Consider the following 25,920-nt stretch of genomic DNA (forward strand, 5'->3'; position numbering starts at 1 on the left):
CCGCTACTCCTGTTGGTCCTCTGCACGGGCTTCCCCGGCGTCCGTAGGCTCCCTGTCGATGGCGGGCGTATCTCCCGGTTCATCGGCGTCTTCAGAATCGACCTCGGCCTGATCCACGATCGACTTGGGCAACTCTTTTTTAACCCTGACCCCCAGCTCCACAAACCGATTGGCCTGGGAAATCAGATTACCACGGCCCCGGGTCAGGGTATTCATGGCATTATCGTAGGTACCCTGGGCCGTGTGTAACTGGCTTCCCAGCTTTTCCATTGCCTCGACAAACACCCGCAGCTTGTCGTAGACCGCGCCGGCGCGATCGGCAATGCGGCGGGCATTCTGGCTCTGGCGTTCATAACGCCAGATATTCTCAATGGTTCTCAGTGTCGCCAGCAGGGTGGTAGGCGTCACCACAATAATCTTTCGTTCAAATGCTTCTGCGAAGAGATTCTCGTCCTGCTGGAATGCTGCCACAAATGCCGGCTCAATGGGCATGAACAGCAGCACGAAATCGGGAGAATGCAGCCCGTTAAGCTGACTGTAATCTTTTTCGCTCAATGTACGGATGTGATTGCGAACCGCCTCAACATGCTGCTTCAGCGCCGCAGCTCGCTCTTCCTCCTGATCTGCGGTCACCCACTGCTGATAGGCGACCAACGATACCTTGGAATCAATTACCAGATTTCGCTGGTCCGGCAAATGCACGATGACATCGGGCCTCAACAACTGGTTGTCTTCGTCCCGGTAACTACCCTGGGTTTCGTACTCAACCCCTTTGCGCAGGCCCGACCGTTCCAGCACCCGCTCCAGGATCAACTCACCCCAGTTGCCCTGAATTTTCTTGTCGCCTTTGAGAGCGCGGGTCAGATTGGCGGCTTCTTCGGTAATTTGCCGGTTCAGCTCCTGCAGGGATTTTATTTCGCTGCGAAGCGCCTGACGATCCCGGGTTTCCGTGGTGTAGACATCCTCAACCCGTTTGCGGAAATCCTGCAACTGGTCGCGGAAGGGGTTAAGCAAGGAGTCCAGGCTGGTTTTCGATTGCTGGCTGAAGCGCTCACTTTTCTGCTCGAAAATCCGGTTCGCCAGGTTCTCGAATTCCTGTTTCAGTGCATCTCGATTCTTTTCCAGCAACTCCAGTTTTTCCGAGGCACTACGGCGCTCCTTATCCAGAGTGACCTGCTGCTCGCGTAGCTCGACCTTCAACTGGCCCAGCTCTTCCGAGAGCGTTTCAGCCCGCTTCTGGTATTGACCGCTCTCACTTGCCAGTTGCGCCACCCGGTCCTGTTTTGCTGTCAACTCCGAGGCCAGAGCCGCCAATCGGTTTTCCAGGGCAGCAGACTGTTGTCGCCAGTGTTCGATGCTCTGCTCCAGCTGTCCGGAGCGGGCTTTCTGCTCCTCGAGTGCGGTCCGCAGATGTTCAACTTCCTGCTCATGCAACGCCCGCACCTGCTCGCTATCTCTCAGCTGCCTGTCCCGGGCGTCCAGTTCCTCGCGCAAGGCAGACTCGGTGGCTCTATCCTGACGCCGACGCCACAGCAGCCAGATCACGCCCGCCAAAAGCGAGGCGGCACTCGCCACCAGAGCAAGGAACCAGCCTGCTAGCCATTCCGGACGTTCAGCCATGGTGAGGGTAAGCGCATCTAGCACCAGCATGTTCTCCTTGGTCTTCGTTGGTCAGATCAGGGCATGGCCCCGGGATCAAAGCCTGACAGTCTACCGCAATGCTCACCCTTTTTTCTTGTTGGCGGAACGGTGCCACCAGGCCGGCCTCGACTGTTTGGCATTTATCAACATTGCGTCAATCCACCTATGGACGCAGGGCGTAAATTGCTCTACAACGGTTAAAAAGCACCCAACCGGAGTGCTAAAGCCGTAAACGGAAAGCTGACTGGCAGGTCGGAGCATGTTCAAGGAATTGTGGAGAAAATTCGGGTCCGATTTCCTGCAGGCTACCTGTGTGGACGACGAACAGACATTGTCTTCGGAAAATCAACGCTCGGCGGACAAGCATGTGCGGGTTTTGCCTCACATCACCCATACCGGCGAGTTTCACCTTGAACGACTGACCCAGTTGCTGAAAAGCCGTTATGGAAAGAGCTTCACGGTGCCGACCGACACCACCTCCAGCGACCGGGCGCTCAAAGAAGTCATCTCCTTCGCCGCGCGCATTCAGGACCAGGATATTCAGCGGGAGCTGCTACTGTTCTACCTGAATTGTTCCCCGGTCATTCAGGAGTACCTCAGATCCGAGACGCCGCTGGGCCAAGGGCCTTTTCTGGGCCGATAAAGGTGCGCCTTAACCATCTGTAAAGTCACCACACAGGTACGTTGTAGTATACTCACCCGCCTGATTGACAACACATCCAATGGCTGAGGCATCCAGTGCCAATAATTCTCACGGCCGGTTCAGGGGATATTCATGGGGTCCAGTGTTTCGCAAACCCGCTCATTGTTCGCAGTTGCCTTAACAGGGCTGGCGGTCGCACTTTCTGGTTGCGCTTCCGATCGTTATTTCATGGTACCGAAAGAGAATATTGAAGAGGTGCGAGCCTCGGTCCAAAGCCAGCGTGCGACCCTTGTTACCATGGAGCAGAATGCCGGTGTAAGGCACGAAAAGCTCCTGCAGCAGAATCAGGATTCTACCCAGACCATTCTCCAGGCCATTGCCACTCAGGTTGAAAAGCCATCGTGCCCACCACCAAAGGCGGCACCTACCTGCCCCGCTTCCCGCGAAGATAAAGGCCGGGCGGATCGCCTCAAAGGCAAAGTCGTTGTCGGTGAGGTCGAAAAGTTTTTCCTGGCTGGCCCCGACCATGTCTATACCGCCCGAATCGACAGTGGCGCGGAAACCTCTTCCATACACGCCCGTAACGTTCAGCGTTTTGAACGGGATGGCAGCAACTGGGTACGCTTTGAAGTGCCCGTCCCCGGTACTGAGGATGCCGAGTGGGTAGCCATGGAGAAAGAAATCTCCAGGCGAGTGAAGATTATCCAGTCCAGTGCCGATGAGTCAGAGCGCCGGGTGGTGGTGGAGCTTCAGTTTGCCATCGGCGACCACCAGCAGGTGGCTGAGTTTACGTTGGCCGACCGGACAAATCTGACTTACGAAGTCCTGATTGGCCGCAACGTATTGCGAGACGTCATGTTGATCGATGTCGGCAAGGAATTCGCAACCGAGTTGCCCGAATCCTACCTTGAACAAGCGGCAAACGGAGAGGAAGAATGACGGTACGCTCCCGGGTCCCGTTTTACGTGTTTGTCTTCCTGTTGATTGCGGCAGGGATAGCGATCGCCACCTGGCGCCATCTGGAACTGGGTATTCCGTGGATGACCGGTGAACAACGTCCGGTCTGGATGATTGAGGCGCGAGTCGATTTTGAGGGCCAGAACAGCCCGGCTGAAGTGAGCCTGCACATCCCGGAGCAACCGCCCGGCTTCCGTATCCTGACGGAGCAGGCCGCCTCGCCCGGCTACGGCTTCTCAATTCTGGATAGCAACAGCGGGCGCAGGGCCCAGTGGACAAAACGAGACGTCGCCGGTCCTCAGACTCTCTATTTCAAGGCACAGTTTGTACCGGATGAAGACGCGATTCATGCTCCGCCAGTGCGTAAACCCCGGGCATTGACGGTTTTCTGGGAGGAGCCCCAGGCCACCGCCGTAAGAGAGCTCCTGACCCAGGCTTCCGAGCGATCCAGTTCCCCGGAGAGCATGACCCGCGAGCTGATCCGCCTGATGCAGCCAGACAACCGCACCCAGAACACAACATTACTGGTATCTGACGACAACTATCTGCAACTGCTGGTGAAGATGCTGAACCACGCTGGCATCGCTGCGCGCACCGCAGATGCCCTGAAGCTTGAGGATGCCCGCCGTCGCCAACAACTGGTGCCATTTCTACAGATATACAATGGCAAGCGCTGGCTTACCTTCGACCCGCGCACCGCAGAACAAGGTGTACCGGAAAACCTGTTGCTCTGGAGACAGGGAGCAGATTCCCTCCTCGACGTGGTGGGTGGCGACGACTCCCAGGTAAGCTTTTCCATGCTGCGGCAGACCGTGCCGGCGCTGCAACTGGCAACGCTGGAGTCCAACGCCAATGGGCTGAGTGTACTCGGTTTCTACCAGCTACCCATCGAAGAACAGAGCATGTTCCGAATGCTGCTGTTGCTCCCCATCGGCGCCCTCATTGTCGCCTTCATGCGGATTGTCATTGGCATCCGGACATCGGGCACCTTCATGCCGGTCCTGATTGCCGTCGCCTTTGTACAGACCACTCTGGTGCCGGGGCTGATCGCATTTCTGTCCGTTGTAGCCATTGGCCTGCTGTTGCGCGGCTATCTTTCCAGCCTGAACCTGCTGCTGGTATCACGCATATCGGCGTTGATCATTCTGGTGATCTTCATCACCGCAGGGCTCAGCATCATTGGCTACCAGATGGGCTTTAACACCGGCATGACCGTCACCTTCTTCCCCATGGTGATCATCGCCTGGACCATCGAACGTATGTCCATTCTCTGGGAAGAGGAAGGCGCCCGCGAAGTGCTTGTGCAGGGGTCAGGCAGTCTGTTTGTGGCCATCTGCGCCTACCTGGCCATGAGTACACCGCTGGCTGGCCACCTTACCTTCAACTTCCCGGAGTTACATCTGGTTATTCTCGGGCTGATCCTGCTGATGGGTCAGTACACCGGCTACAAGCTCAGCGAGCTCAAGCGGTTTACCCCGATGAAGGCCTACGACTGATATGGACTGGATCTCTCCACGCAGGCTGAAAAATCTCGGGATGCTGAACATGAACCGGCGCAATGTAGATTACATTGCCCGGTACAATGATCGCACCTCCTACCCGCTGGTGGACAACAAGCTCAAAACCAAGCTGGCGGTCAGCGAATACGGCGTAAAAACCCCCAAGCTGCTGCAGGTGGTTCGCCAACAACACGAAATCTCCCATTTTCGGGAAATGGCAGAGGATCTGGCCGGTTTCGCCATCAAGCCAGCAAAAGGCTCTGGCGGCAAGGGCATTACCGTGATTACCGGGCGAGACGGCGACGACTTTATCAAGGCCTCCAGCGCCCGCATTTCCGTCGCCATGCTGGAGCGTCACCTCACCAACATTCTGGCTGGCCTGTATTCCCTTGCCGGTACCCCGGATGTTGCCATTGTTGAAAATCTGGTTCAGTCCTCCCCGGCACTCGCCAAGTACTCCTTCCAGGGCGTACCCGACATCCGGATCGTGGTGTTTCAGGGATATCCCGTCATGGCTATGCTCCGGCTGGCAACCACCGCGTCCGACGGTAAAGCCAACCTGCACCAGGGGGCTGTTGGCGTCGGGCTGGATATCGGCTCTGGCCAGAGCCTGAACGCAGTTCAGTTCAATCGGCCGATTACCCTGCACCCGGACACCGGACTGGCTCTGGAGAATATCCGGATTGAAGACTGGGAAAACATGCTGGAAATGGCAGCCCGATGCTATGAGGCCACCGGCCTGGGATATATGGGCGTAGACCTGGTGGTGGACGCCAACGAAGGCCCTCTTCTGCTCGAACTGAACGCCCGGCCCGGACTGGCCATTCAGATGGCCAACGGCTGCGGCCTGCTCCCCAGGCTCAACGCGATCGAGAGCCTCAAGCGCCCGCATTTCAGCCCCAGAGAGCGAGCGCTGTTTGCCATGGAAAGCTTTGCCCGGCGCTGACAATCAGTGTTTGGGCATAAAAAAACCGGAGCTGGTGTAGCTCCGGTTTTTTTGTTCAGACCCGCTGATCAGGAGGTCAACTCACCCCTTTGCAGGAGCAACTTCCTCTCATGGGTCAGGCCTTTCAACAAGCCCCAGGTCATCAGTAGAAGTATTGCCGTGAAGGGCAACCCGGCACTGATGGCCACGGCCTGGATCGCGCCCAGAGCGTCTTCGCCACCGCCGAAGATCAACGCCGCCGCAATGGCACCTTCCATGACCACCCAGAATACACGCTGAGCCGTCGGGGCATCGGTTTTGCCGCCAGCAGTGATGCTGTCGATCACCAGCGAGCCGGAATCCGACGAGGTTACGAAGAACACCAGCACCAGGATAATACCGACGAACGAGACAATTCCGGTCCAGGGCAGCTGCTCAAACATCTGGAAGGTCGCCAGAGAAACCTCGGTCAGCCCTTTGTCTGCGAGCACACCAACGCCTTGCTGGATCTGCTCCAGTGCCGTGCCACCGAAACCACTCATCCATACGGTGGTGATCAAGGTCGGGATAATCAGAACCGCAGTGACAAACTCACGTACTGTCCGGCCCTTTGAAACCCGCGCGATAAACATACCTACGAACGGTGACCAGGAAATCCACCAGGCCCAGTAGAATACAGTCCAGCCCTGGAACCACGCCTCGTCTTCACGACCAAACGGATTACTCAGCGGCACAATGTTGGCCACGTAGGTGGAAGAGGTTACCCAGATGGTCTCCAGAATGGTCATGGTTGGACCGGCGAAGATCACGAAGAACAACACGATGCCCGCAGTCGCCATGTTGATGTTACTGAGGACCTTCACGCCGCCGTCCAGGCCACGCAGCACGGAAATGAGCGCCAAGGCCGTAACGCCAACAATGATAGCCATCTGCACATTGGTGCCAGAACCTACCTGAAACAGGTAATCCAGGCCGGAGGCAGCCTGCTGGGCACCAAAGCCAAGTGACGTGGCCAGACCAAAGATAGTGGCCACAACCGCGAGGACATCAATGATGTGCCCCGGCCAGCCCCACACCTTGTCTTTCAGCAGTGGGAAAAACGCGGAACGGATGGTCAGTGGCATGTTCTTGTTGAACGCAAAGAACGCCAGAGACAGGGCCACAATGGCGTAGATTGCCCAGGGGTGCAGCCCCCAGTGATAAAGGGTCGCCCCCATCGCCAGATCACGCGCTTCGGGAGAGTTGGCAGCCACGTTGAAGGGGGTTTCGTACCAGCCTGTATAGTAGGCCACCGGCTCGGCCACGGCCCAGAACATCAGGCCGATCCCCATTCCGGCTGCGAACAGCATGGCAAACCAGGACATGGTTGAGAATTCGGGCGTCGCATCCTGTCCGCCCAGCCGGATCTTGCCCACCGGCATGAAGATCAGCGCAAGGCTGACAACCACGAAAATGTTGGCGCTGAGCAGGAAGAACCAGTCAAAACTGGCAATAATGTCCCACTTGGCCCCATCAAGAGTCTCCTTCGCCGCTGCCGGAAACATCAGGGTTCCGATAACAAACAGAACCACAATGATGGCCGCTACCGGGAAAACCCAGTTATGAAGATCCAGGCCGAACGGATTGATATTATCCTGGCCTGCGACGTAATCCGTCTGATATTCGTCTTTCACTACCTCGCCCACGTTGGCGCCTCCTGGTCTGGTGTGATCACTGAATATGCTGAGTGAATGGATAACGCAATGAACAATCATTCATACGTTACAAGCCGGTCATTTTATTACTTTGAACTCAAAACATCAAAAGCAAGAAAAATGCCTTTTTTATCTACATCAGCATAGACCAGATTTTTCAGAGGCAACGATTGTTCCCTGAAACAGGTCTACTACCCGGACAGGTGACGTAGTTATACTGCAAGGTTTCGCCGACACCCGCCCGACAGCAACCAGAGGTATTCATGGAAAAAACCACCACCTTCCCTTTGCGCTACTCCGTTTATGTTCTCAGCATCGCCGGGCTGCTGGTGTCGTTACCGGTAACGCTTTGGCTTGGAGCAGGCTATCTGTTTCCGGTGATTTTTGGTGCTCTCACAGCCCTCGGCACCTGGGATTTACTGCAGCGAAAGCATACTGTTAGCCGAAACTATCCCATCATGGCCAACTTCCGGTATCTGTTTGAGTCAATCGGCCCGGAGATCAGGCAGTACTTTATCCAGTCTGATACGGAGGAGCGGCCGTTCTCGCGGGAACAGCGCACTATTATCTATCAACGAGCGAAGAACGTACTCGACAAACGGCCATTCGGCTCACAGCTAGGCATGTACGACGAGGGCTTTGAATGGATGAACCACTCGCTAACCCCAACCCGACTCGACAGCAGTGACTTCCGGATCCTGATCGGCAAAAACTGCGAGAAACCTTACAGTGCCAGCGTGTTCAATATCTCTGCCATGAGCTTTGGCTCACTTTCCGCCAACGCCATTCTCAGCCTGAACACCGGTGCAAAGAAGGGCGGCTTCTACCACGATACGGGGGAAGGATCTATCTCCCGCTACCATCGGGAACCCGGTGGAGATCTGGTCTGGGAAATCGGTTCCGGCTATTTCGGTTGCCGGCATCCCGACGGCTCCTTCAATGCCGAGATGTTCGAAAGGAATGCCACCCTGGACCAGGTCAAAATGATAGAGGTCAAACTATCTCAAGGGGCAAAACCAGGCCACGGTGGCATTTTGCCCGGTGCAAAAGTGACCCCCGAAATCGCTGAGGCCCGAGGCGTTCAGGTTGGCGAAGACTGCATTTCACCCGCCAGCCATTCCGCCTTTTCCACCCCCATTGAACTGCTGGAATTCCTCGAACAGCTGCGAAGCCTCTCCGGCGGCAAACCGGTCGGCTTCAAGCTCGCCATTGGCCACCCCTGGGAATGGTTCGCCATCGTTAAGGCTATGCTGAAGACAGGCAAAAAGCCCGACTTCATCGTGGTTGATGGCGGCGAAGGCGGCACCGGTGCGGCGCCACTGGAGTTCATCAATCGCCTTGGCATGCCGATGACTGAAGCCCTGCTTCTGGTTCATAACACACTGGTGGGTACCCACCTGCGCGAAGACATCGCCATTGGCGCCGCAGGTAAGATCACGTCCGCTTTCAATATTGCCCGCACCCTTGCTCTGGGAGCGGACTGGTGTAATTCCGCCAGGGGCTACATGTTTTCCCTGGGCTGCATCCAGGCATTGAATTGTCATACCGGCCGCTGTCCCAGCGGGGTCGCAACGCAAGATCCCCGTCGTGGCAATAAACTGGACGTCCCCTTGAAAAGCGAGCGGGTATTCAACTTCCACAAGAACACCCTGGATGCCCTGCAGAATCTGCTTGAGGCCTCGGGGCTCCGCCATCCCTCTGAGCTTGGCCCGGAGCACATCGTCCGTCGCGTCTCCAAAACCGAAGTGCATAGCTATCTGGACCTGTTTCCGTTCCTCGAACCGGGAGCACTACTGGAGGGCAAAACCGGCCTTCGGGTTTTCGATAAGTACTGGGAAAACGCCCAACCGGATACCTTCGAGCCCCCGGAATTCATTCTGGCGCTGCGGGAGACCAAGTTACGTTGATTTCGAGATAAATTCGCCAGCCCGGTGTTTATTTTTAGCTTGGGCTGGTGTAGACTTCGCTCCCGCTAAGCCACTGAGATAAACCTTGTTTCTCGGCGGTTTGCAGTTTACGGGGCGTAGCGCAGCTTGGTAGCGCACTTGCATGGGGTGCAAGGGGTCGTAGGTTCAAATCCTACCGTCCCGACCAGAATTCCCTACACAAAGCCCGGGCCGAAAGGTCCGGGCTTTGTCGTTCTAGCAGGCAGCGACCGCCTGCCCACGCTTCTCCCAGGGGTATTCCCGAATCGGCAGGTGAATCAGTGCCGACAACGCCCCGACACCTACACCGATCCACCACACCAGCGTGTAGTTGTGGTAGAGGTCGTACAGGGCTCCACCCAGCCAGACACCAAGAAAGCCGCCAAGCTGGTGCGAAAAGAATACCAGGCCATAGAGCGTGCCCATGTACTTCAAGCCGTAGATGTGCGCAACCAGGCCGGAAGTCAGTGGTACCGTCGCCAACCACAACGAACCCATTGCCACCGAGAAGAGCACCACGCTTTCAGGAGTAATGGGCGCCATGATAAAGGCGGCAGAGACGATTGTCCGTAACAGGTAAATCGTCGCCAGAAGGTACTTGCGCGAGTATCGGTTACCCAACCAGCCGGCCATCAGTGTGCCACCGATATTGAACAGACCGATCAGAGCAATTGAGATGGCGCCGAGCCCGGACGCTGACGTTACCCCCAGCACGTAGATCAGGCTGTCTGGCGTAATTGGCCCACACATTTCGGTTATAAACGCCGGAAAATGCGCGGTGATGAAAGCCAACTGATACCCGCACGAGAAAAAGCCGATAAAAATGAACAGGAAGGAGGGGTCTTTCACCGCTCGCTTCAGCACCACCCCCATCGGTTCATCGGTCGATACCGAGGGCGCCGCCTTGGGTGCCCGCATAAACAGAAGGGCAAGCATCGACACCGTAATGAAACCGGCCAACACCATGAACACGCTTTGCCAGGGCATCTGGCTCAGCAGCGCCTGCGCGACGGGCGGGCCAATGATCTGCCCTGCAGAACCGGCTGCGGTTGCAATGCCCAGCGCCATGGAGCGATGCTTTTCCGGGGCAGAGCGCCCTACGACAGCGAGAATGACACCGAATCCGGTTCCGGCAATCCCGAACCCAACCAGCATCTCCAGGAACTGGTGCTGGCCCAGGGTAATGGCGAATGCCGAGGCAACCAGCCCGACCACGTAACAGATACCGCCCACCAGGATAGCTTTGCGATCACCGTAGCGTTCGGCAAAGGCACCAAAGATGGGTTGCCCGATGCCCCAGAACAGGTTCTGAATGGCGATGGCCAGAGAAAACGACTCCCTTGGCCAGGCAAATTCCAGGGCAATCGGCAGTTGAAACAGACCGAACGAGGCCCGCACGGAAAAGCCAACCAGAATAATAATACAGCCTGCGACAAGTACAGGGTTGATCAGTCGATCATAGGTGCCGGAGGCCGTGCCAGACATGGTTACAGATTCCCGGAGCTGAACAGTCGGTGCGCCAGAATAAGCGCGAAGCCAATCAGTATACCTGAAGCAGCGAAAGCCAGGGTAAAGCCGCTCAGTTCAAGTAGCAGGCCAAAGAACAGGGGCGCCAGAAAGTGCACCGCCCGGTTTGCCATCAAACGCATACCCAATGCCCCTGCACGCCGCTCACGTTCCACAGATTCCGCCAGGATCACCATGGATAAAGGCTGGGTAAGACCGGAACCGATACCGACCAGCATGGCCAGGGCAGCCATCAGCAGCAACTGCTCAGACGCCCCCAGAAAAGCCAAGCCAGCGGCAAGGGTACCGAGCGAGAGTAACACTGTCGGCACGCGGCCTCCGGCAAGTGCAATAATGCGCGCCATAAACGGCCGAACCAGCATGGAAACACCGGCTCGAAGACTGACCAGAACTCCGATTATCAACGGGCTGATGGCCAGGCTCTCCAGGTACACTGGCAAATAGCTTCCGTAGACCCCGAGTGCGAACATCCCCAATACCGTGACCAGAATCGACAACTGCACCCCACGGTTACTGCCGAAAAGCTGCCATTGCGCCCGGAAACCCGCCTGCTTTCGGGTAACGTGAATACGCTCCCTCGCCTGCCCGATCAGGCGGAGTGTTACAACGCCCGAGACCAGTGCAAACAGAGCCATCACAAGGAACACGTACTCGGTATCGGAAGACTTCAGCACAACACCGGCCAACAGGGGGCCGATAACCTGCCCGCCCGACAGCCAGGTGGCATACCAGCCAAAGTACTGCTCCAGCCTCGGCCCGGTGCCCAGGTTGGAAATGATGGTCTGGGCAGCCAGAACCATCTGGAGGTGAGCCAGCCCCACCAGCAACTGACCAGTCACGAGGCCCGCATAGCCATACCACGCATGCATCGACAACAAGCCTGCCACCATAATGCCCGCCCCGGCCAGCAGCGTGGCCCTGCCACCAAACCGGCTCACGATGCCTCCCAAGGGAATGGCCAGGACCAGCGGTAGCAGATACTGAGCGCTTAACACCGCACCCAGAACGAGCGGAGACGCGCCAAGCTGAAGACCATACACTGGCACCGCCACAATCAGCATTGAGTAGACGACAAAACACAGCGTCAGTGACAGACAGACCGCGAAGAAATTTTGCGAGGCCTCAGAGGCTCCCCCGGAAGAGTCGCGGTGGCTGGAATGGTTGTTTTGCAAGTGGATGCCCGATTCGAATGATGTAGCTAAAACGGGCTATGGTAACGCGAATGGCTCGCAACAGAAACGCGAGGAAAGGAAAAGCCGGGGGAAGCGATCCCCCGGCCCAAGCCGGCTTTATTCAGCCGACGCAATCAGGCTGGCGTTACCGCCGGCCGCTGTGGTGTCGATACACAGATGCCGCTCAATCACGTAGCGTTGATCCAGCTTGTGTTCTGTGATCACCGGCAACAGCGCGCCATCACGCTTACTCAGCGCCATGCGATACTGCTTGAGCAGCGGCTTCTCGGCTACGCTCACCACCGCTTCAAAGCCGGTCAGATGGCTCAGAGCGTCCGGATCAAGCATGCCATCGCTGGCAATAACCGGAAGTCCGGCCTTGATGGCATCGGCCAGTGCCTTCTCGGCGCCCGGTGCAATCACTACCACCTTGTTACCCTGCGACAGGGCGGTGCCGGCCTGCTCAACGGCAGACTCGGCGTCTGGACCAAGGCACAGCACCAGCCCGCGACCATGGCAGGACAGATGGTTCTGCTCGCCCGTCGGCCCCGGCATCTCCTCGTACCCTTCGTCCAGAGGCGCCGGCACCTTACCGAAGAAGGGCTCCAGCAACGCCTGACGACCTTCCGCTTCCGGTACCGCTGCTTTGGCCAGCTTGTCGATCAGCTTCTGGGCCTTGTCGGTACTGAACACCTTGTCACTGGACTGAGCAGGCTTTTCAACCACCTCACCCCGCAGGAAACGGCGCACGTATTGCGGGCCACCGGCTTTCGGCCCGGTACCAGACAGTCCCTCGCCACCGAATGGCTGGGAGCCGACGATGGCGCCGATCTGGTTACGGTTAACGTAGGTGTTGCCCACCTTGATACGACTGGCAATGTGCTCGATCCGGCGGTCAACGCGGCTATGAATACCGAAAGTCAGACCGTAGCCCTTGGCATTGACGGCATCAATCACCTTGTCGATGTCCTTGGCTTCAAACGTAGCCACGTGCAGAACCGGGCCGAAAATCTCCTCTTCCAGCTCTTCAATTCCGCTCACCTGAAGCACTGCCGGCGACACGAACAGGCCCGTCTCCGGTACGTTGAGTTTCTTGAGCAGTTTGCCTTGCTGCTCGAATTTCTGGCAATGGTCGGTAATCTTCTTGCGGGCATTTTCGTCGATCACCGGGCCCACATCGGTCGACAACTGCCACGGATCACCAATACCAAGTTCCTCCATGGCACCGTAGAGCATGTCCAGGAGATTATCGGCAATGTCCTTCTGTACATACAGCATGCGAAGTGCAGAACAGCGCTGACCGGCACTCTGGAAGGAGGATGCCAGCACGTCACGCACCACCTGCTCCGGCAACGCGGTGGAATCCACGATCATGGCGTTCAGGCCACCGGTTTCTGCCACCAGCGGTGCATCCGGCTCCATGTGTTCAGTCATGGCCTTGTTGATCCGCTGCGCCGTGGCGGTTGAACCCGTGAAACACACGCCGGTCACCCGGGCATCTGAGGTCAGTCCGGAACCCACGGTGGCGCCGGTACCAGGCAATAGCTGGATCGCAGCCCGGGGGATGCCCGCCTGATGCATCAGCTCCACGGCCCGGAAGGCCAGCAGCGAGGTTTGTTCTGCCGGCTTGGCCACCACCGCGTTACCGGCCGCCAGGTTCGCCAGAATCTGGCCAGTAAAGATCGCCAGCGGGAAGTTCCAGGGCGAGATGCAGCACATCACACCACGGGCTTCGCCGTCATTCTTGTAACGAATGCCTTCATTGGCATAGAACATGGCAAAATCCACGGCCTCACGAATCTCGGCCACGGCATCCAGCAGGGATTTGCCTGCTTCTCGGGTGGTCAACGCAAACAGCTCGTGCACATTCTCTTCGTAAAGGTCGCCGACCCTGCGAATCATGGCCGCACGCTCTTCCGCCGGTACCGAAGACCACTGTTTGAAGCCGTCCTGAGCGGCGTCCAGAGCTGACGAAATATCCACGTCTGAGGTATAGGTGATGTGACCGACCAGGTCGTCCGGGTTTGCAGGATTCCGTACCTCAACCACTTCGTCACTGACAGAATCCACGGCCAGTATCGGGCCACCTTTCCACTGATGGCTCTTGTAACGATTACGACCTTCATCAATCTCGGCCACCGTCACCGGATCCGTAATATCCCAGCCTTTGGAGTTTCGACGCTGCTCACCAAAGATTTTCGACGGGTGCACAATCGCTTTGCTGGACAGGTTTTGGCCAAGGCCCACCACCACGTCAATAGGGTCTTTGGCGATTTCTTCCGGGGTGATGCTGGTATCCACAATCTGGTTAACAAAGGAACTGTTGGCACCGTTCTCCAGCAACCGGCGAACCAGGTAAGCCAGCAGGTCTTTGTGGGCGCCCACCGGCGCGTAGATCCGGCAAGGCACACCACTGTCCTCCAGAACCTGATCGTGCAGGGATTCGCCCATACCATGCAGGCGCTGGAATTCGAATTTATCCCGACTCAGATCCTTGGCCAGTTCCAGCACCGCTGACACCGAATGGGCATTGTGGGTGGCAAACTGCGGGTAGATACGGTCGGTCATGCCCAGAAGCTTGCGAGCACCGGCCAGGTAAGCGACGTCGCTGCAGGCCTTGCGGGTGAAGACCGGAAAGTCTGACAGGCCCATCACCTGGGCACGCTTGATCTCGGCATCCCAGTAAGCACCTTTAACCAGCCGCACCATGATGCGGCGATCCAGTTTTTCAGAAAGCGCATAGAGCCAGTCGAGGGTCTGCGAGGCGCGCTTGCCGAACGCCTGAACAACAACACCAAAACCTTGCCAGTCTTTCAGTTCCGGGTCGGACAGGATGGCCTCAATCACATCCAGGGAGAGATCAAGACGATCCTGCTCTTCGGCATCAATATTGAAGCCCATGTTGGCCGCTGCCGCCTTTCTGGCGAGCTTGAGTGCCCGGGGCATGAGCTCATTCATCACCCGCTCTTTATGCCCGTACTCATAGCGTGCCAGCAGCGCCGACAGCTTCACCGAGATACCCGGATTCGTCCTCACATCGCCTTTGCAGCGCTTGCTGATGCTGTCAATGGCATCAGAGTACGCCTGGTAATAACGCTGAGCATCGGCATCGGTGCGCGCCGCTTCGCCCAGCATGTCATAGGAATAGGTATAGCCCCTCTCTTCCTGGGACTTGCCGCGGTCCTGTGCCTCTTCAATGGTACGACCCAGTACAAACTGGCGCCCCATTTCCTTCATGGCCTGGCCCGCCACGGTGCGCACAACCGGTTCGCCCAGGCGCTTTACCAGCTTGCGCAAGGTATCCCCCACACTCTGGCGCTCGGAATCCTTCAGCAGGTTGCTGGTCATCAGCAGCGCCAGGGTGGCCGAGTTGATCATTCCGGATTTGGCTTTGCCCACGTGAGCACCCCAGTTGCCAGAGGTGATCTTGTCTTCGATCAGGTCCTGGATGGTGAGGTTGTCGGGTACCCGCAGCAAAGCCTCCGCCAGGCACATAAGAGCCACACCTTCTTTGGTGGTCAGCCCATATTCGGCGAGAAACTTTTCCATGATGGTCGGGCGTGCGCTGTTGCGGACATCCCGCACCAGCTCTGCCGCCCGGACCGAGATCGCCTTTCGGGTTTCATCCGACAACTGGGCCTCAGCAATCAGCCGGTGAATCACTTCATGTTCATCTGCCAGGTAGTTTGCACGGATCGCCTGGCGAATGTCGTTAAGTTCCGGTGCCACAGATTGCTGAAGACTCATGGTGTACCCTCCTGATTGTTTGAATACTGACCGCATTTTAGCGAAGCAGGTACATGCAATTAGCCTGTTCAGCATCACAATAGATTATTATTTTCCTTTTTTAGTACCCTAAAAATTATCTATAAGCCTGCACTTTCGCTAATATTGGACGTTTCGGCCTTTTAAAAAAATTCATCCACTATCTCAAAGGATAGCAGTCATGGCAGATCTCGACAGAATCGATCTTTCCATCATCCGGGAACTGCAGAAGAACGGCCGTATTACCGTGACAGACCTTGCTTCCCGGGTCGGTTTATCAAAGACTCCCTGTCAGGTACGAATGAAACGGCTGGAAGATCAGGGATACATTACCGGCTACAGCGCCATGGTGAATCAGACCAAGCTGGGGCTCTCTCATGTTGCGTTCGCCCAGGTCACCCTGAATGACACTAGCAGCAAGGCACTGGCGGCGTTCAATGAGGCCGTCCGGCAAATCTCCGCGGTGGAGCAGTGTCATATGATGGCGGCGAATTTCGACTATCTTCTGAAAATACGTACCCGCAACATGGCTGAATACCGCCAGGTTCTGGGAGAACAGATCTCCAGCCTGCCCCACGTACTCCAGACCAGCACTTTTGTCGTGATGGAAAACGTTAAAGACCGAGGACAGTAAGATGCGGATCGTTGTTGCCCCCGACTCTTTCAAGGAATGTCTCTCAGCGCAGCAAGTTGCCTCTGCCATCGCCCGTGGTTGGCGCAACGCTGCCCCGGAGGATGAGATTGTAGAAATCCCTCTCGCTGATGGGGGCGAAGGAACCACAGTGGCACTGACAGAGGCTCTGGGCGGGCAACTGCATACGGTGGCCGTCACGGGCCCGCTGGGTGAGCGTATCGAAGCCCGCTTTGGCCTGGCCAATAACAACGAAACCGCCGTCATTGAGGTAGCTGAAGCCAGTGGCTTGCATTGTGTACCCGCCGAGGCCCGTGATGCGCTCCGGGCAACCAGTCGTGGTACCGGAGAGTTGATTCTGGCAGCCCTGAAACACCGGCCGAAAACATTGATCATGGGCCTGGGAGGAAGCGCCACAACGGATGGCGGCGCGGGCATACTGCAGGCTCTGGGGGCGCGCCTGCTGGATAACCAGAGCGAGGAAATCGGGCCCGGCGGTGCAGGCCTGGCACGACTGGCCACGGCGGACCTTGAACCTGCCATTCGCAGACTCAACGGCATCCAGTTGATTGTGGCCTGTGATGTTACCAATGCGTTGCTGGGCCCGGAGGGAGCGGCAGCGGTTTTCGGGCCGCAGAAAGGCGCCAATGAAGACGACGTTCGTCAGCTGGACGCCAATCTTGCGCATTTTTCCCGTCTGGTTAAGGCGCAGGGCCTGGACATTGCCAGCTTTCCCGGTAGTGGCGCCGCCGGGGGTATTGGTGGCACGGTCAAGGGTATTCTGGGCGCCCGACTCCAACCGGGAATAGAGCTGGTGATGGAGGCCGTCAAACTGGAGCAGCATATCCGCAACGCAGATCTGGTGATCACCGCGGAAGGCGCCATCGATGCTCAAAGCGCCTTTGGAAAAACGCCGGCCGGCGTGTCCAGACTGGCGCATGCCTGCGGTGTACCAGTGATTGGCCTGTGTGGAAAATTAGGGGCTGAACTGGCTCCGCTCCATAGCGTTGGGTTAACAGCGGTTTTCTCGATCACCCCCGCTCCCATCACCCTGACGGAAGCCTATGGTTTGGCAGAAGCTAACCTCGAGAAGTCTTCGGAGCAGCTGGCGCGCCTGACGCACAGTTTCTCACGCCGGTGAAGCGGTTTTCCGTAATCCGGTGAGCTCAACCCGACCGCGGGCCAACCGAACCTGGCCCCGGCGTTCGAGTTCTTTAAGCAGTCGGCTGACCACTTCCCTGGCCGTTCCCAGCTCCACGGCCAGCTCCTGATGGGTAATATTCAGTACACTCTGACCATCAGCCGCACGGGCCTGAAGCCACTCCGCCAGGCGCTCATCCATACGGTGAAACGCTACTTCTTCAACCAACAACATCAGATCGTCAAGTCGACGGCCATAGGACTCCATAATCCCCAGCCGGAACTCTGCCGACTGATCCATCAGCCGATCGAATAATCCGCGCGGGATAATGGCGGCTTCTGCCTCCTCTTCAACGATGGCTTCAGCCCGGTAGCCACGGCCCGTCATCAGACAGCCAATGGACAACGTGCAGATATCGTCAGCGCCCATACGGTAGAGCACGATGCTGTGGCCAGATGCTCCGGTCATCTGCACCTTGATACTGCCATCCAGCACCAGGGGAAGCCCCCGGCAATGTTCTCCGGCACTGAACAGCACCTGCCCGGGAGGGAAACGCATGGCCTGGAGCCCCTCAAGGGCATCTTTGCGCAAGGAGTCATGTAGTGTGTCGAGAATACTGTGCCTGGCCATTCCGCATTGCCTTGTATCGAAAGTCGTCTGCCTGTGTGACTTTATCACTGAACCCGGCCAATAACAGGCCTATAGTCAAACCATCATCCGACATCACACAGGAGAGACCAAGATGACGGTAAACATGGGTTCCGCTGATCGTATTATTCGTGCCATCGTGGGTGTTGTCCTGCTGGCCCTGGTCTTTGTTGGCCCTCAGACGCCCTGGGGCTGGATTGGCATTGTACCGCTGGCAACAGCACTGGTGGGAAACTGCCCTGCCTATTCCCTGCTCGGCATCAAAACCTGCAAAACAAAATAGGCCTCCAGTCACCAGAAACACAAAGGCCAGAGCAGCTCTCGCCACTCTGGCCTTTGTCGTTCTTCAATGCAGACAGGCTTACTGCTGTTTCAGCGCACCGGCGTGTTCAGCACATCCAGCACTTCCTCAAGCTCGGTGATCATCTGACGGATCAACTGCTTGTACTGTGAAGTATCATCCTTCACTTCGCTGCTGCTGAGCTTCTGCTTGGCACCACCAATGGTGTAGCCCTGATCGTACAGCAGGCTGCGGATCTGGCGGATGGTGATCACATCCGCGCGTTGATAGTAACGGCGATTGCCCCGGCGCTTGACCGGCGACAGCTGCGGGAATTCCTGCTCCCAATAGCGCAACACATGCGCCTTGACCGCACACAGCTCGGCTACTTCACCAATGGTGAAATAACGCTTGCCCGGAATAACCGGGAGCTCATTGTTATGACTGGGTTCCAGCATACGCTTCTACTTTCTGCTTCAGTTTCTGACCTGGTCGAAACGTAACTACGCGCCGTGCACTGATGGGAATTTCCTCACCCGTTTTCGGGTTCCGTCCCGGTCGCTGCTTCTTGTCCCTGAGATCGAAGTTGCCGAAACCCGACAACTTCACCTGCTCGTTGTGGCTGAGTGCGCCTCTGATTTCGTCGAAGAAAGCTTCCACCATTTCCTTGGCTTCCCGCTTGTTAAGCCCCAACTCCTCGTACAAGCGCTCTGCCATGTCCGCTTTCGTCAAAGCCGCCATCTGTCAACTCCTCAGTGTTGCCCCCAACTCTTCTTTCAGGGCATCGATAACCCCATTGAAGAGCGAATGCACTTCGTCCTCGTTAAGCGTGCGTTCAGGATGCTGCCAGAACAGGCTCAGAGCCAGGCTTCGGTTACCCTCACCCAGGCTTTCACCTTCGTAGACATCAAACACACGCAACGCCGTGAGGTGCTCGCCAGCATGTTTACGGGCCACATGTTCTACCTGGGCGAACGCCACATCGCTCCCGATAATGATAGCCAAATCCCGGCGAACTTCCGGGAATTTTGAAATATCTTTGAAATTAGGCACATAACCGGCAACGATCGAATTCAAGAATAGCTCAAACATCAGGATCGTGCCATTAAGTTCAAGATTTTTCTGAACTTGTGGATGCAGTGCACCCAGCCAGCCCACATGCTCGCCATCCCTCAACAGTTCCGCCGTCTGGCCCGGATGCAGCGCAGGGTGCTGGCTGGCAATAAAATCAACCTCGATGCCAAGCAGTCGGAACAGGCTTTCCAATTCCCCTTTTACATCAAAGAAATCCGTGGTTCTGCGACCGTTTACCCAGTTTTCGGGATTCTGGTTACCAACCACCACCCCTGCCAACATCGGCTGCTGACTGATGCCATCGGCATCCTGAACGAATCGCAAACCGGTCTCGAACAAGCGAATACGGGGCTGCTGCCGGTTCTGGTTGTAGCCCACGGTTTTAAGCAGGCCGCTCCAAAGCGTCGTGCGCATCACCGAAAGATCCGACGAGATGGGATTGGCCAACGCAATCCCCTCACGTTCCGGATCCACCAGCTGTTGAACCTTGGGATCAACAAAGCTGTAGGTCACCGCTTCCTGGTAGCCCTGGGCGACGAAAAAGTTACGCACAGCAGACAGCGGCCGAACCGCTTCTTCCCGGGCCCGCAGCCCAAGCGAGCCGGTTGGCTCGGTGACCGGCAGATTGTTATAACCAAAAATGCGACCGACCTCTTCGATCAGGTCTTCTTCGATGGAAATATCCGGCCGGAAGCTGGGCACACTGATACGCCAGCCGTCTTTCAACAGCTTGTCGATGTGCAGGCCAAGCCGGCTGAGAATCTCTTCAACGGTAGTGCGGTCAATTCTAAGCCCCAACACATCCGCCAGGCGCTGCTCACGCAGATCAATCACCTGCGCCTTTGGCAGGTGTTCCTTGCTGGCCACTTCGACAATTTCGCCGGGCTCACCCCCGACAATAGCCATCAGCAGACCGGTTGCCCGCTCCATGGCATCCCGTGCCAGCTCATAATCCACGCCCCGCTCAAAACGGTGGGAGGCATCTGTATGCAGGCCATATTGACGAGCCTTGCCGGCCAGCGTGATCGGGTCAAAATAGGCGGATTCAAGCACCAGATCCCGGGTTTTCTCACTCACCCCGGAATGCTCGCCCCCCATCACACCGGCAATGGCCACTGGCTTCTCGTGGTCGGCAATCACCAGCGTTTCCGGAGTAAGCTCGACCTCCTGACCGTCCAGCAATACCAGTTTTTCGCCCGAGCCAGCCATACGCACAACAATCCCACCTTTGATCTCATCCCGGTCAAAGGCATGCATGGGCTGGCCCAGTTCCAGCATGACGTAGTTGGTGACATCCACCGCCGCATCAATGGAACGGATACCGGAACGACGCAGCTTCTCCTGCATCCAGAGCGGCGTTTCTGCCTGCAGATTGACGTTTCGCAGAACACGCCCCAGATAACGGGGGCAACCCTCAGGGGCTTCCACCCGGATATCAGGCACTTCCGAGTGCACCGCTTCCACGTGCGGAATGGAAGGCGCATTGGTGACCAGGCTGTTCAACACGCCCACTTCCCGGGCCAGGCCCTTGATGGACAGACAGTCGCTGCGATTCGGGGTCAGATCCACATCAATGGTGATGTCATTCAGCTTCAGATAGTCAACCACCGGCTGCCCAACCGGGGCATCCTCCGGGAGCTCCATCAGGCCGTCATGGTTATCGGACAAGCCCAGCTCGGATTCCGAACACAGCATACCCTCGGAGGGCTGCCCCCGGAGCTTGGCTTTCTTGATCTTGAAATTGCCGGGCAGCACAGCGCCCACCTCGGCAAAAGGCACCTTCAGCCCGTCGCGAACATTGGGGGCACCACAGACCACCTGCACGGTCTGCTCGCCATTGCTCACCTGACACACCCGCAGCTTGTCGGCATCCGGATGGGGCGCAACGGAAACGACCTCACCCACAACCACGCCGGAAAATTCGCCAGCCACGGCCTCAAAGCCGTCGACTTCCAGCCCCGCCATGGTGATCTGGTCCATCAACTCCTGAGAGCCAATGTTCGGGTTTACCCACTCGCGCAGCCACTGTTCACTGAATTTCATTATCCTGGTCCTGTCCTGATTCGGTTGATTCTGAGCCTGTTACGCCAATTCCTGGTGTCGTATCAACGGAACTGACGAAGGAAACGCAGGTCGTTTTCGAAGAACATACGCAGGTCTTTTACTCCATAACGAAGCATGGCCAGGCGCTCGACACCCAGACCAAAAGCAAACCCGCGATATTCCTCGGAATCAATACCGCAATATTCGAACACTTTCGGATGCACCATGCCGCAGCCCATCACTTCCAGCCACTTGATGCTGCCATCCTGCTCACGTCCCCATTCAATATCCACTTCCGCCGATGGTTCGGTGAACGGGAAGTAGGAGGGACGGAAGCGCACTTTCAGATCCCGCTCAAAGAAAACCCTGAGGAATTCCTCCACGGTGCTTTTCAGGTCCGCGAAGCTGACATTCTTCTCCACCAGCAGACCTTCCACCTGATGGAACATAGGGGTGTGAGTCATATCGGAATCACAGCGATAGACCCGTCCGGGGCAGATCATGCGGAACGGTGGCTTGCCTGCCTCCATGGTCCGAATCTGTACCGGCGAGGTGTGGGTACGGAGCAAGGTACCCGGATTGAAATAGAAAGTATCGTGCATGGCACGAGCCGGGTGGTGCCCGGGAATATTCAGAGCTTCGAAGTTGTGGTAATCGTCTTCGATTTCAGGCCCCTGCTCTACGCTATAACCGGCACGGGCAAAGATTTCCTCAATGCGCTGCAGGGTGCGGGTTACCGGATGCAAACCACCCAGGTCCTGCCCCCTTCCCGGCAGTGTTACGTCAATGGATTCCGCCGCAAGCCTGGCTTCAATGGCCGCTTTCTCAAGATCTGCCCGCCGTGCGTTGATGGCTTGCTCCACCTGCCCCTTGGCTTCATTGATCTTCTGGCCGGCCGCAGGGCGCTCCTCCGCAGAGAGCTTGCCCAGAGTTTTTGCCTGCTGGGTAATCACACCCTTTTTGCCGAGGTATTCCACACGAATTTGATCAAGCGCCTGCAGGTTGTCGGCCTTTTCTACGGCATTCAACCCGTCCTGAACCAGTTGCTCCAGGTTTTCCATTGACCCTGCTCCAAACCAGAAATGGGGTAGGTTAAAACAAAAATAGGGGAAGAGCGTGCCCTTCCCCTATCAGAAGGCGCCGTCATGAAACATGGGGCGCCCGGATCGATCAGCAATCGATGAAAGAGCTTAAGCGATCACAGGGACGCTTTGGCCTTCTCAACAACAGCGGCAAACGCCTGCTGTTCGTTCATGGCCAGATCAGCCAGAACCTTACGATCGATTTCAACATTCGCCTTCTTCAGACCAGCGATCAGACGGCTGTAAGACAGACCGTTTGCACGGGCGCCAGCGTTGATACGGGCAATCCACAGAGCGCGGAATGCACGCTTACGGTTGCGACGGTCACGGTAGGCATACTGACCGGCCTTGATAACCGCTTGCTTGGCAACGCGGTAAACACGGCTACGGGCACCGTAGTAACCTTTGGCCTGATTGAGAATCTTCTTGTGACGACGACGTGCTACCACGCCACGCTTTACACGAGCCATACTTTAATCCTTCTACCTTTACTTTCTAAGGAATGATTCGCGCGGCTGAATCAGCACGCGGTCATGCGCTTGATAGACGCTACGTCCGACTTGGCGATGAGCTTGGTACCGCGCAGCTGACGCTTACGCTTCGGGCTCTTCTTGGTCAGGATGTGGCTGGTGAAGGACTGCTTGTGCTTGAAGCCAGTGGCGGTCTTCTTGAACCGCTTGGTAGCTCCGCTCTTGGTTTTCATCTTCGGCATTTTTAAAACTCCGCATTCTATTTTGGATAAACAATTGTGCCCCTGAACGACAAATCCCCCGCTAATGCGGGGGACCCGTCACGGGATCAGGTTCACTTCTTCTTGCGGGGTGCGATAACCATGGTCATCTGCCGGCCTTCCATTTTCGGCCGCATCTCAACCTGGGCTATTTCTGCCACATCTTCCTCAATCCGCTGCATGAGCTTCATACCAATTTCCTGGTGTGCCATCTCACGTCCACGGAACCGGATTGTGATCTTGCCGCGGTCCCCGTTCTCAAGGAAACGTACCAGGTTGCGTAGTTTGACCTGATAATCCCCTTCTTCCGTTCCTGGTCGGAACTTCAGCTCTTTGACCTGCGTCTGCTTCTGCTTTTTCTTGGCAGCCGCTTTGGCCTTTTTCTCTTCAAAGATCTTCTTGCCGTAGTCCATTATCTTACAGACGATCGGATCGGAATCCGTAACCTGTACCAGATCCAGGGTCGCCTCTTCCGCCATACGCAGGGCGTCTTCGATCGGAACAATCCCGACCTGATTGCCTTCGGCATCAATCAGTCGGACTTCAGTTGCGTCAATATTCTCATTGATAGGCGCCTTGGGTGCGCGCCCACCCCGATTCGCTCGCTGTTTAATAATCAGATCTCCGTTTTGGTTCTACCTTTGCGCTCGACGTCGGCTGCAAGCAGCTTTTCAAAATCGTCGACCGACATGGTTCCCAGGTCTTCGCCCTTACGTGTCCGGACGGCAACGGCGTTGTTCTCGATTTCTTTATCGCCAACAACAACCAGATAGGGAACCTTATTTAGAGTATGCTCGCGGATTTTAAAGCCGATCTTCTCGTTTCTCAAGTCAGCATTAACCCGATAGCCTAAAGAATCCAGTTTTTTGGCCAGATTCTGACAGTAATCACGCTGTTTATCGGTAATATTCAGGACAGCAACCTGTGTCGGTGCCAGCCAGGTTGGGAAAGCACCCTCGTACTCCTCGATCAGGATACCGATGAAGCGCTCAAAGGAACCCAATACCGCCCGATGCAGCATAACCGGCGTTTTGCGCTCGGAATTGTCGGCCACATACTGCGCCCCCAGACGACCCGGCATCGAGAAGTCGACCTGGATGGTACCACACTGCCATACCCGACCGAGGCAATCTTTCAGAGAAAACTCGATCTTCGGGCCGTAGAAGGCACCTTCGCCCGGCAACAGCTCCCAGTCAACCCCTTCACGGTTCAGCGCCTGCTCGAGCGCTGCCTCGGCTTTGTCCCAGACTTCGTCCGACCCTACCCGCTTTTCAGGGCGGGTGGACAACTTGTAAAGAATTTCACTGAAGCCGAAGTCTGCATATATCTCGTGCAACATGGCAATAAATGCAGACACTTCTTCCTGGATAGCATCTTCCTCACAGAAGATATGGGCATCATCCTGGGTAAAACCACGCACCCGCATCAGGCCATGCAACGCGCCAGAAGCTTCATTCCGGTGACAGGAGCCAAACTCGGCCAGGCGCAGTGGCAGATCCTTGTAGCTTTTCAGCCCCTGATTAAACACCTGCACGTGACACGGACAGTTCATGGGCTTGATGGCGTAATCGTGCTTCTCGGACTCAGTGGTAAACATGTCGTCCTTGAACTTGTCCCAGTGGCCGGACTTTTCCCACAGGGTCCGCGACACCACCTGAGGTGTCTTGATCTCCTTGTAGCCATGCTTATGCTGCTGGGCACGCATGTACTGTTCCACCTCCTGATAGAGGGACCAGCCATCCGGATGCCAGAACACCATACCCGGGGCTTCTTCCTGCATGTGGAACAGGCCCAGCTTCTTGCCAATCTTGCGATGATCCCTTTTTTCAGCTTCTTCCAGGCGGTGCAGGTAGGCCTTGAGGTCTTTCTTGTTACCCCAGGCCGTACCGTAGATACGCTGCAACTGCTCATTGCTGGTATCGCCACGCCAATAGGCCCCGGCCACCTTGGTCAGCTTGAAGGCCTTGAGCTTACCGGTGCTGGGCACGTGAGGACCACGGCAAAGATCGATGAAGTCGCCCTGACGATAGAACGACAGGTCTTCCTCTCCCGGAATATCCTCGATGATGCGAACCTTGTACTCCTCGCCCATCTCGTTAAACAGCTTGATCGCTTCGTCCCGGGACATAATGGAACGGGATACCGGCAGATCCTGCTTGGCCAGCTCTTCCATGCGCTTCTCGATACGCGCCATGTCTTCGTTGGTAAACGGGCGCTCATATTTGAAGTCGTAGTAGAAGCCGTTCTCGATTACCGGACCGATGGTGACCTGGGCGCCAGGGAACAGCTCCTGAACCGCCATGGCCATCAGGTGAGCAGTGGAGTGGCGAATAATATCCACGCCTTCTTCATCACGCTCCGTCACAATCGCCAGCTCTGTATCGTTTTCAATCAGGTGGCTGGTATCCACAAGCTTTCCGTTAACCTTTCCGGCCAGGGCCGCTTTGGCCAGGCCCGCGCCAATGTCTGCGGCAACGTCGTGTACGGTTACGGGTTCAGCAAAACTGCGATGACTGCCATCTGGCAGGGTAATGACGGGCATG

At 56.7% G+C, this 25,920-nt stretch carries 22 protein-coding genes and 1 tRNA gene; 9 read left to right on the forward strand and 14 right to left on the reverse strand.

Annotated elements, in window-relative coordinates:
* Positions 1 to 3: 3 nt before the first annotated feature.
* Entirely contained in the window at positions 4 to 1,650 is a 1,647-nt protein-coding gene (locus ARC85_RS15480) for a DNA recombination protein RmuC (RefSeq protein ID WP_206851369.1), read from the reverse strand.
* 250 nt (positions 1,651 to 1,900) lie between these two features.
* Between ARC85_RS15480 and ARC85_RS15485 the strand changes: the two genes are divergently transcribed.
* The 4 genes from ARC85_RS15485 (at position 1,901) to ARC85_RS15500 (ending at position 5,686) form a co-directional block, all read left to right on the forward strand.
* Complete coding sequence (locus tag ARC85_RS15485) at positions 1,901 to 2,284, forward strand: hypothetical protein (RefSeq protein WP_206851352.1); 384 nt, start codon at positions 1,901 to 1,903, stop codon at positions 2,282 to 2,284.
* Positions 2,285 to 2,416: 132 nt separating this feature from the next.
* Entirely contained in the window at positions 2,417 to 3,223 is an 807-nt protein-coding gene (locus ARC85_RS15490; protein ID WP_022991663.1) for an ATP-dependent zinc protease family protein, read from the forward strand.
* Entirely contained in the window at positions 3,220 to 4,737 is a 1,518-nt protein-coding gene (locus ARC85_RS15495; protein WP_011785517.1) for an inactive transglutaminase family protein, read from the forward strand. The genes ARC85_RS15490 and ARC85_RS15495 overlap by 4 nt, the downstream gene beginning before the upstream one ends.
* 1 nt (position 4,738) lies before the next feature.
* On the forward strand, positions 4,739 to 5,686 hold the full coding sequence (locus tag ARC85_RS15500; protein WP_014420996.1) for an alpha-L-glutamate ligase-like protein: 948 nt from the start codon (positions 4,739 to 4,741) through the stop codon (positions 5,684 to 5,686).
* Between the two features lie 68 nt (positions 5,687 to 5,754).
* On the opposite strand, the gene ARC85_RS15505 is transcribed toward ARC85_RS15500, so the two are convergent.
* Positions 5,755 to 7,350, reverse strand: a complete 1,596-nt coding sequence (locus tag ARC85_RS15505; RefSeq protein ID WP_222197302.1) for a BCCT family transporter — start codon at positions 7,348 to 7,350, stop codon at positions 5,755 to 5,757.
* Between the two features lie 272 nt (positions 7,351 to 7,622).
* Here ARC85_RS15505 and ARC85_RS15510 point away from each other — a divergent pair, with 272 nt between their 5' ends.
* Both ARC85_RS15510 and ARC85_RS15515 read left to right on the forward strand, forming a co-directional pair.
* Complete coding sequence (locus tag ARC85_RS15510; protein ID WP_286715356.1) at positions 7,623 to 9,266, forward strand: FMN-binding glutamate synthase family protein; 1,644 nt, start codon at positions 7,623 to 7,625, stop codon at positions 9,264 to 9,266.
* A gap of 110 nt (positions 9,267 to 9,376) precedes the next feature.
* Positions 9,377 to 9,453, forward strand: a tRNA-Pro gene (locus tag ARC85_RS15515).
* Positions 9,454 to 9,500: 47 nt separating this feature from the next.
* Here the strand turns inward: ARC85_RS15515 and ARC85_RS15520 are convergent.
* The 3 genes from ARC85_RS15520 to putA all read right to left on the reverse strand — a co-directional run bounded on the left by ARC85_RS15520 (position 9,501) and on the right by putA (position 15,730).
* Positions 9,501 to 10,769: an MFS transporter gene (locus ARC85_RS15520; RefSeq protein WP_286715358.1), complete on the reverse strand. Its 1,269-nt coding sequence runs from the start codon at positions 10,767 to 10,769 to the stop codon at positions 9,501 to 9,503.
* Positions 10,770 to 10,771: 2 nt separating this feature from the next.
* Positions 10,772 to 11,983 (reverse strand): MFS transporter, encoded by a 1,212-nt coding sequence (locus ARC85_RS15525; protein ID WP_286715360.1) that lies wholly within the window; start codon positions 11,981 to 11,983, stop codon positions 10,772 to 10,774.
* 117 nt (positions 11,984 to 12,100) lie between these two features.
* The gene (putA, locus tag ARC85_RS15530) at positions 12,101 to 15,730 is read right to left on the reverse strand and encodes a bifunctional proline dehydrogenase/L-glutamate gamma-semialdehyde dehydrogenase PutA (protein ID WP_286715362.1); all 3,630 of its coding nucleotides are present in this window, start codon (positions 15,728 to 15,730) and stop codon (positions 12,101 to 12,103) included.
* A 199-nt stretch (positions 15,731 to 15,929) separates the two neighbouring features.
* Here putA and ARC85_RS15535 point away from each other — a divergent pair, with 199 nt between their 5' ends.
* Positions 15,930 to 16,382 (forward strand): Lrp/AsnC ligand binding domain-containing protein, encoded by a 453-nt coding sequence (locus ARC85_RS15535; protein ID WP_011785524.1) that lies wholly within the window; start codon positions 15,930 to 15,932, stop codon positions 16,380 to 16,382.
* A gap of 1 nt (position 16,383) precedes the next feature.
* Positions 16,384 to 17,520, forward strand: a complete 1,137-nt coding sequence (locus tag ARC85_RS15540) for a glycerate kinase (protein ID WP_286715363.1) — start codon at positions 16,384 to 16,386, stop codon at positions 17,518 to 17,520.
* On the opposite strand, the gene ARC85_RS15545 is transcribed toward ARC85_RS15540, so the two are convergent.
* On the reverse strand, positions 17,509 to 18,150 hold the full coding sequence (locus tag ARC85_RS15545; protein WP_153741387.1) for a Crp/Fnr family transcriptional regulator: 642 nt from the start codon (positions 18,148 to 18,150) through the stop codon (positions 17,509 to 17,511). The two genes, ARC85_RS15540 and ARC85_RS15545, sit on opposite strands and share 12 nt — an antisense overlap.
* 112 nt (positions 18,151 to 18,262) lie before the next feature.
* Between ARC85_RS15545 and ARC85_RS15550 the strand changes: the two genes are divergently transcribed.
* Positions 18,263 to 18,451 carry a YgaP family membrane protein gene (locus tag ARC85_RS15550; RefSeq protein WP_011785527.1) on the forward strand — a complete coding sequence of 63 codons (189 nt, stop codon included), beginning with the start codon at positions 18,263 to 18,265 and terminating at the stop codon, positions 18,449 to 18,451.
* A gap of 89 nt (positions 18,452 to 18,540) precedes the next feature.
* On the opposite strand, the gene ARC85_RS15555 is transcribed toward ARC85_RS15550, so the two are convergent.
* The 8 genes from ARC85_RS15555 to thrS all read right to left on the reverse strand — a co-directional run bounded on the left by ARC85_RS15555 (position 18,541) and on the right by thrS (position 25,919).
* On the reverse strand, positions 18,541 to 18,906 hold the full coding sequence (locus tag ARC85_RS15555) for a MerR family transcriptional regulator (RefSeq protein WP_011785528.1): 366 nt from the start codon (positions 18,904 to 18,906) through the stop codon (positions 18,541 to 18,543).
* Complete coding sequence (gene ihfA / locus ARC85_RS15560) at positions 18,887 to 19,189, reverse strand: integration host factor subunit alpha (RefSeq protein ID WP_011785529.1); 303 nt, start codon at positions 19,187 to 19,189, stop codon at positions 18,887 to 18,889. The genes ARC85_RS15555 and ihfA overlap by 20 nt, the downstream gene beginning before the upstream one ends.
* 3 nt (positions 19,190 to 19,192) lie before the next feature.
* Positions 19,193 to 21,565, reverse strand: coding sequence for a phenylalanine--tRNA ligase subunit beta (gene pheT / locus ARC85_RS15565; protein ID WP_199453295.1), 2,373 nt, complete (start codon positions 21,563 to 21,565; stop codon positions 19,193 to 19,195).
* A 62-nt stretch (positions 21,566 to 21,627) separates the two neighbouring features.
* Complete coding sequence (gene pheS / locus ARC85_RS15570) at positions 21,628 to 22,626, reverse strand: phenylalanine--tRNA ligase subunit alpha (protein ID WP_199453297.1); 999 nt, start codon at positions 22,624 to 22,626, stop codon at positions 21,628 to 21,630.
* Between the two features lie 137 nt (positions 22,627 to 22,763).
* Positions 22,764 to 23,117 carry a 50S ribosomal protein L20 gene (gene rplT / locus ARC85_RS15575; protein ID WP_011785532.1) on the reverse strand — a complete coding sequence of 118 codons (354 nt, stop codon included), beginning with the start codon at positions 23,115 to 23,117 and terminating at the stop codon, positions 22,764 to 22,766.
* 50 nt (positions 23,118 to 23,167) lie between these two features.
* Positions 23,168 to 23,359 carry a 50S ribosomal protein L35 gene (gene rpmI / locus ARC85_RS15580; protein WP_007151842.1) on the reverse strand — a complete coding sequence of 64 codons (192 nt, stop codon included), beginning with the start codon at positions 23,357 to 23,359 and terminating at the stop codon, positions 23,168 to 23,170.
* Positions 23,360 to 23,451: 92 nt separating this feature from the next.
* A complete protein-coding gene (infC, locus tag ARC85_RS15585; RefSeq protein ID WP_081432078.1) occupies positions 23,452 to 23,997 on the reverse strand; it encodes a translation initiation factor IF-3 in 546 nt (181 codons plus the stop codon).
* The gene (gene thrS / locus ARC85_RS15590; RefSeq protein WP_286715365.1) at positions 23,994 to 25,919 is read right to left on the reverse strand and encodes a threonine--tRNA ligase; all 1,926 of its coding nucleotides are present in this window, start codon (positions 25,917 to 25,919) and stop codon (positions 23,994 to 23,996) included. Before thrS ends, infC begins: the two co-directional genes overlap by 4 nt.
* Between the last annotated feature and the right edge of the window lies 1 nt (position 25,920).

This window comes from Marinobacter sp. tcs-11, assembly GCF_002049515.1.
GTDB lineage: Bacteria > Pseudomonadota > Gammaproteobacteria > Pseudomonadales > Oleiphilaceae > Marinobacter > Marinobacter nauticus.

Coding starts and splice junctions, on each gene's coding strand:
- ARC85_RS15480 (WP_206851369.1), bottom strand. CDS start 1,650: ATGCTGGTGCTAGATGCGCTTACCCTCACCATGGCTGAACGTCCGGAA.
- ARC85_RS15485 (WP_206851352.1), top strand. CDS start 1,901: ATGTTCAAGGAATTGTGGAGAAAATTCGGGTCCGATTTCCTGCAGGCT.
- ARC85_RS15490 (WP_022991663.1), top strand. CDS start 2,417: ATGGGGTCCAGTGTTTCGCAAACCCGCTCATTGTTCGCAGTTGCCTTA.
- ARC85_RS15495 (WP_011785517.1), top strand. CDS start 3,220: ATGACGGTACGCTCCCGGGTCCCGTTTTACGTGTTTGTCTTCCTGTTG.
- ARC85_RS15500 (WP_014420996.1), top strand. CDS start 4,739: ATGGACTGGATCTCTCCACGCAGGCTGAAAAATCTCGGGATGCTGAAC.
- ARC85_RS15510 (WP_286715356.1), top strand. CDS start 7,623: ATGGAAAAAACCACCACCTTCCCTTTGCGCTACTCCGTTTATGTTCTC.
- ARC85_RS15520 (WP_286715358.1), bottom strand. CDS start 10,769: ATGTCTGGCACGGCCTCCGGCACCTATGATCGACTGATCAACCCTGTA.
- putA (WP_286715362.1), bottom strand. CDS start 15,730: ATGAGTCTTCAGCAATCTGTGGCACCGGAACTTAACGACATTCGCCAG.
- ARC85_RS15535 (WP_011785524.1), top strand. CDS start 15,930: ATGGCAGATCTCGACAGAATCGATCTTTCCATCATCCGGGAACTGCAG.
- ARC85_RS15540 (WP_286715363.1), top strand. CDS start 16,384: ATGCGGATCGTTGTTGCCCCCGACTCTTTCAAGGAATGTCTCTCAGCG.
- ARC85_RS15545 (WP_153741387.1), bottom strand. CDS start 18,150: ATGGCCAGGCACAGTATTCTCGACACACTACATGACTCCTTGCGCAAA.
- ARC85_RS15550 (WP_011785527.1), top strand. CDS start 18,263: ATGACGGTAAACATGGGTTCCGCTGATCGTATTATTCGTGCCATCGTG.
- ARC85_RS15555 (WP_011785528.1), bottom strand. CDS start 18,906: ATGCTGGAACCCAGTCATAACAATGAGCTCCCGGTTATTCCGGGCAAG.
- ihfA (WP_011785529.1), bottom strand. CDS start 19,189: ATGGCGGCTTTGACGAAAGCGGACATGGCAGAGCGCTTGTACGAGGAG.
- pheT (WP_199453295.1), bottom strand. CDS start 21,565: ATGAAATTCAGTGAACAGTGGCTGCGCGAGTGGGTAAACCCGAACATT.
- pheS (WP_199453297.1), bottom strand. CDS start 22,626: ATGGAAAACCTGGAGCAACTGGTTCAGGACGGGTTGAATGCCGTAGAA.
- rplT (WP_011785532.1), bottom strand. CDS start 23,117: ATGGCTCGTGTAAAGCGTGGCGTGGTAGCACGTCGTCGTCACAAGAAG.
- rpmI (WP_007151842.1), bottom strand. CDS start 23,359: ATGCCGAAGATGAAAACCAAGAGCGGAGCTACCAAGCGGTTCAAGAAG.
- thrS (WP_286715365.1), bottom strand. CDS start 25,919: ATGCCCGTCATTACCCTGCCAGATGGCAGTCATCGCAGTTTTGCTGAA.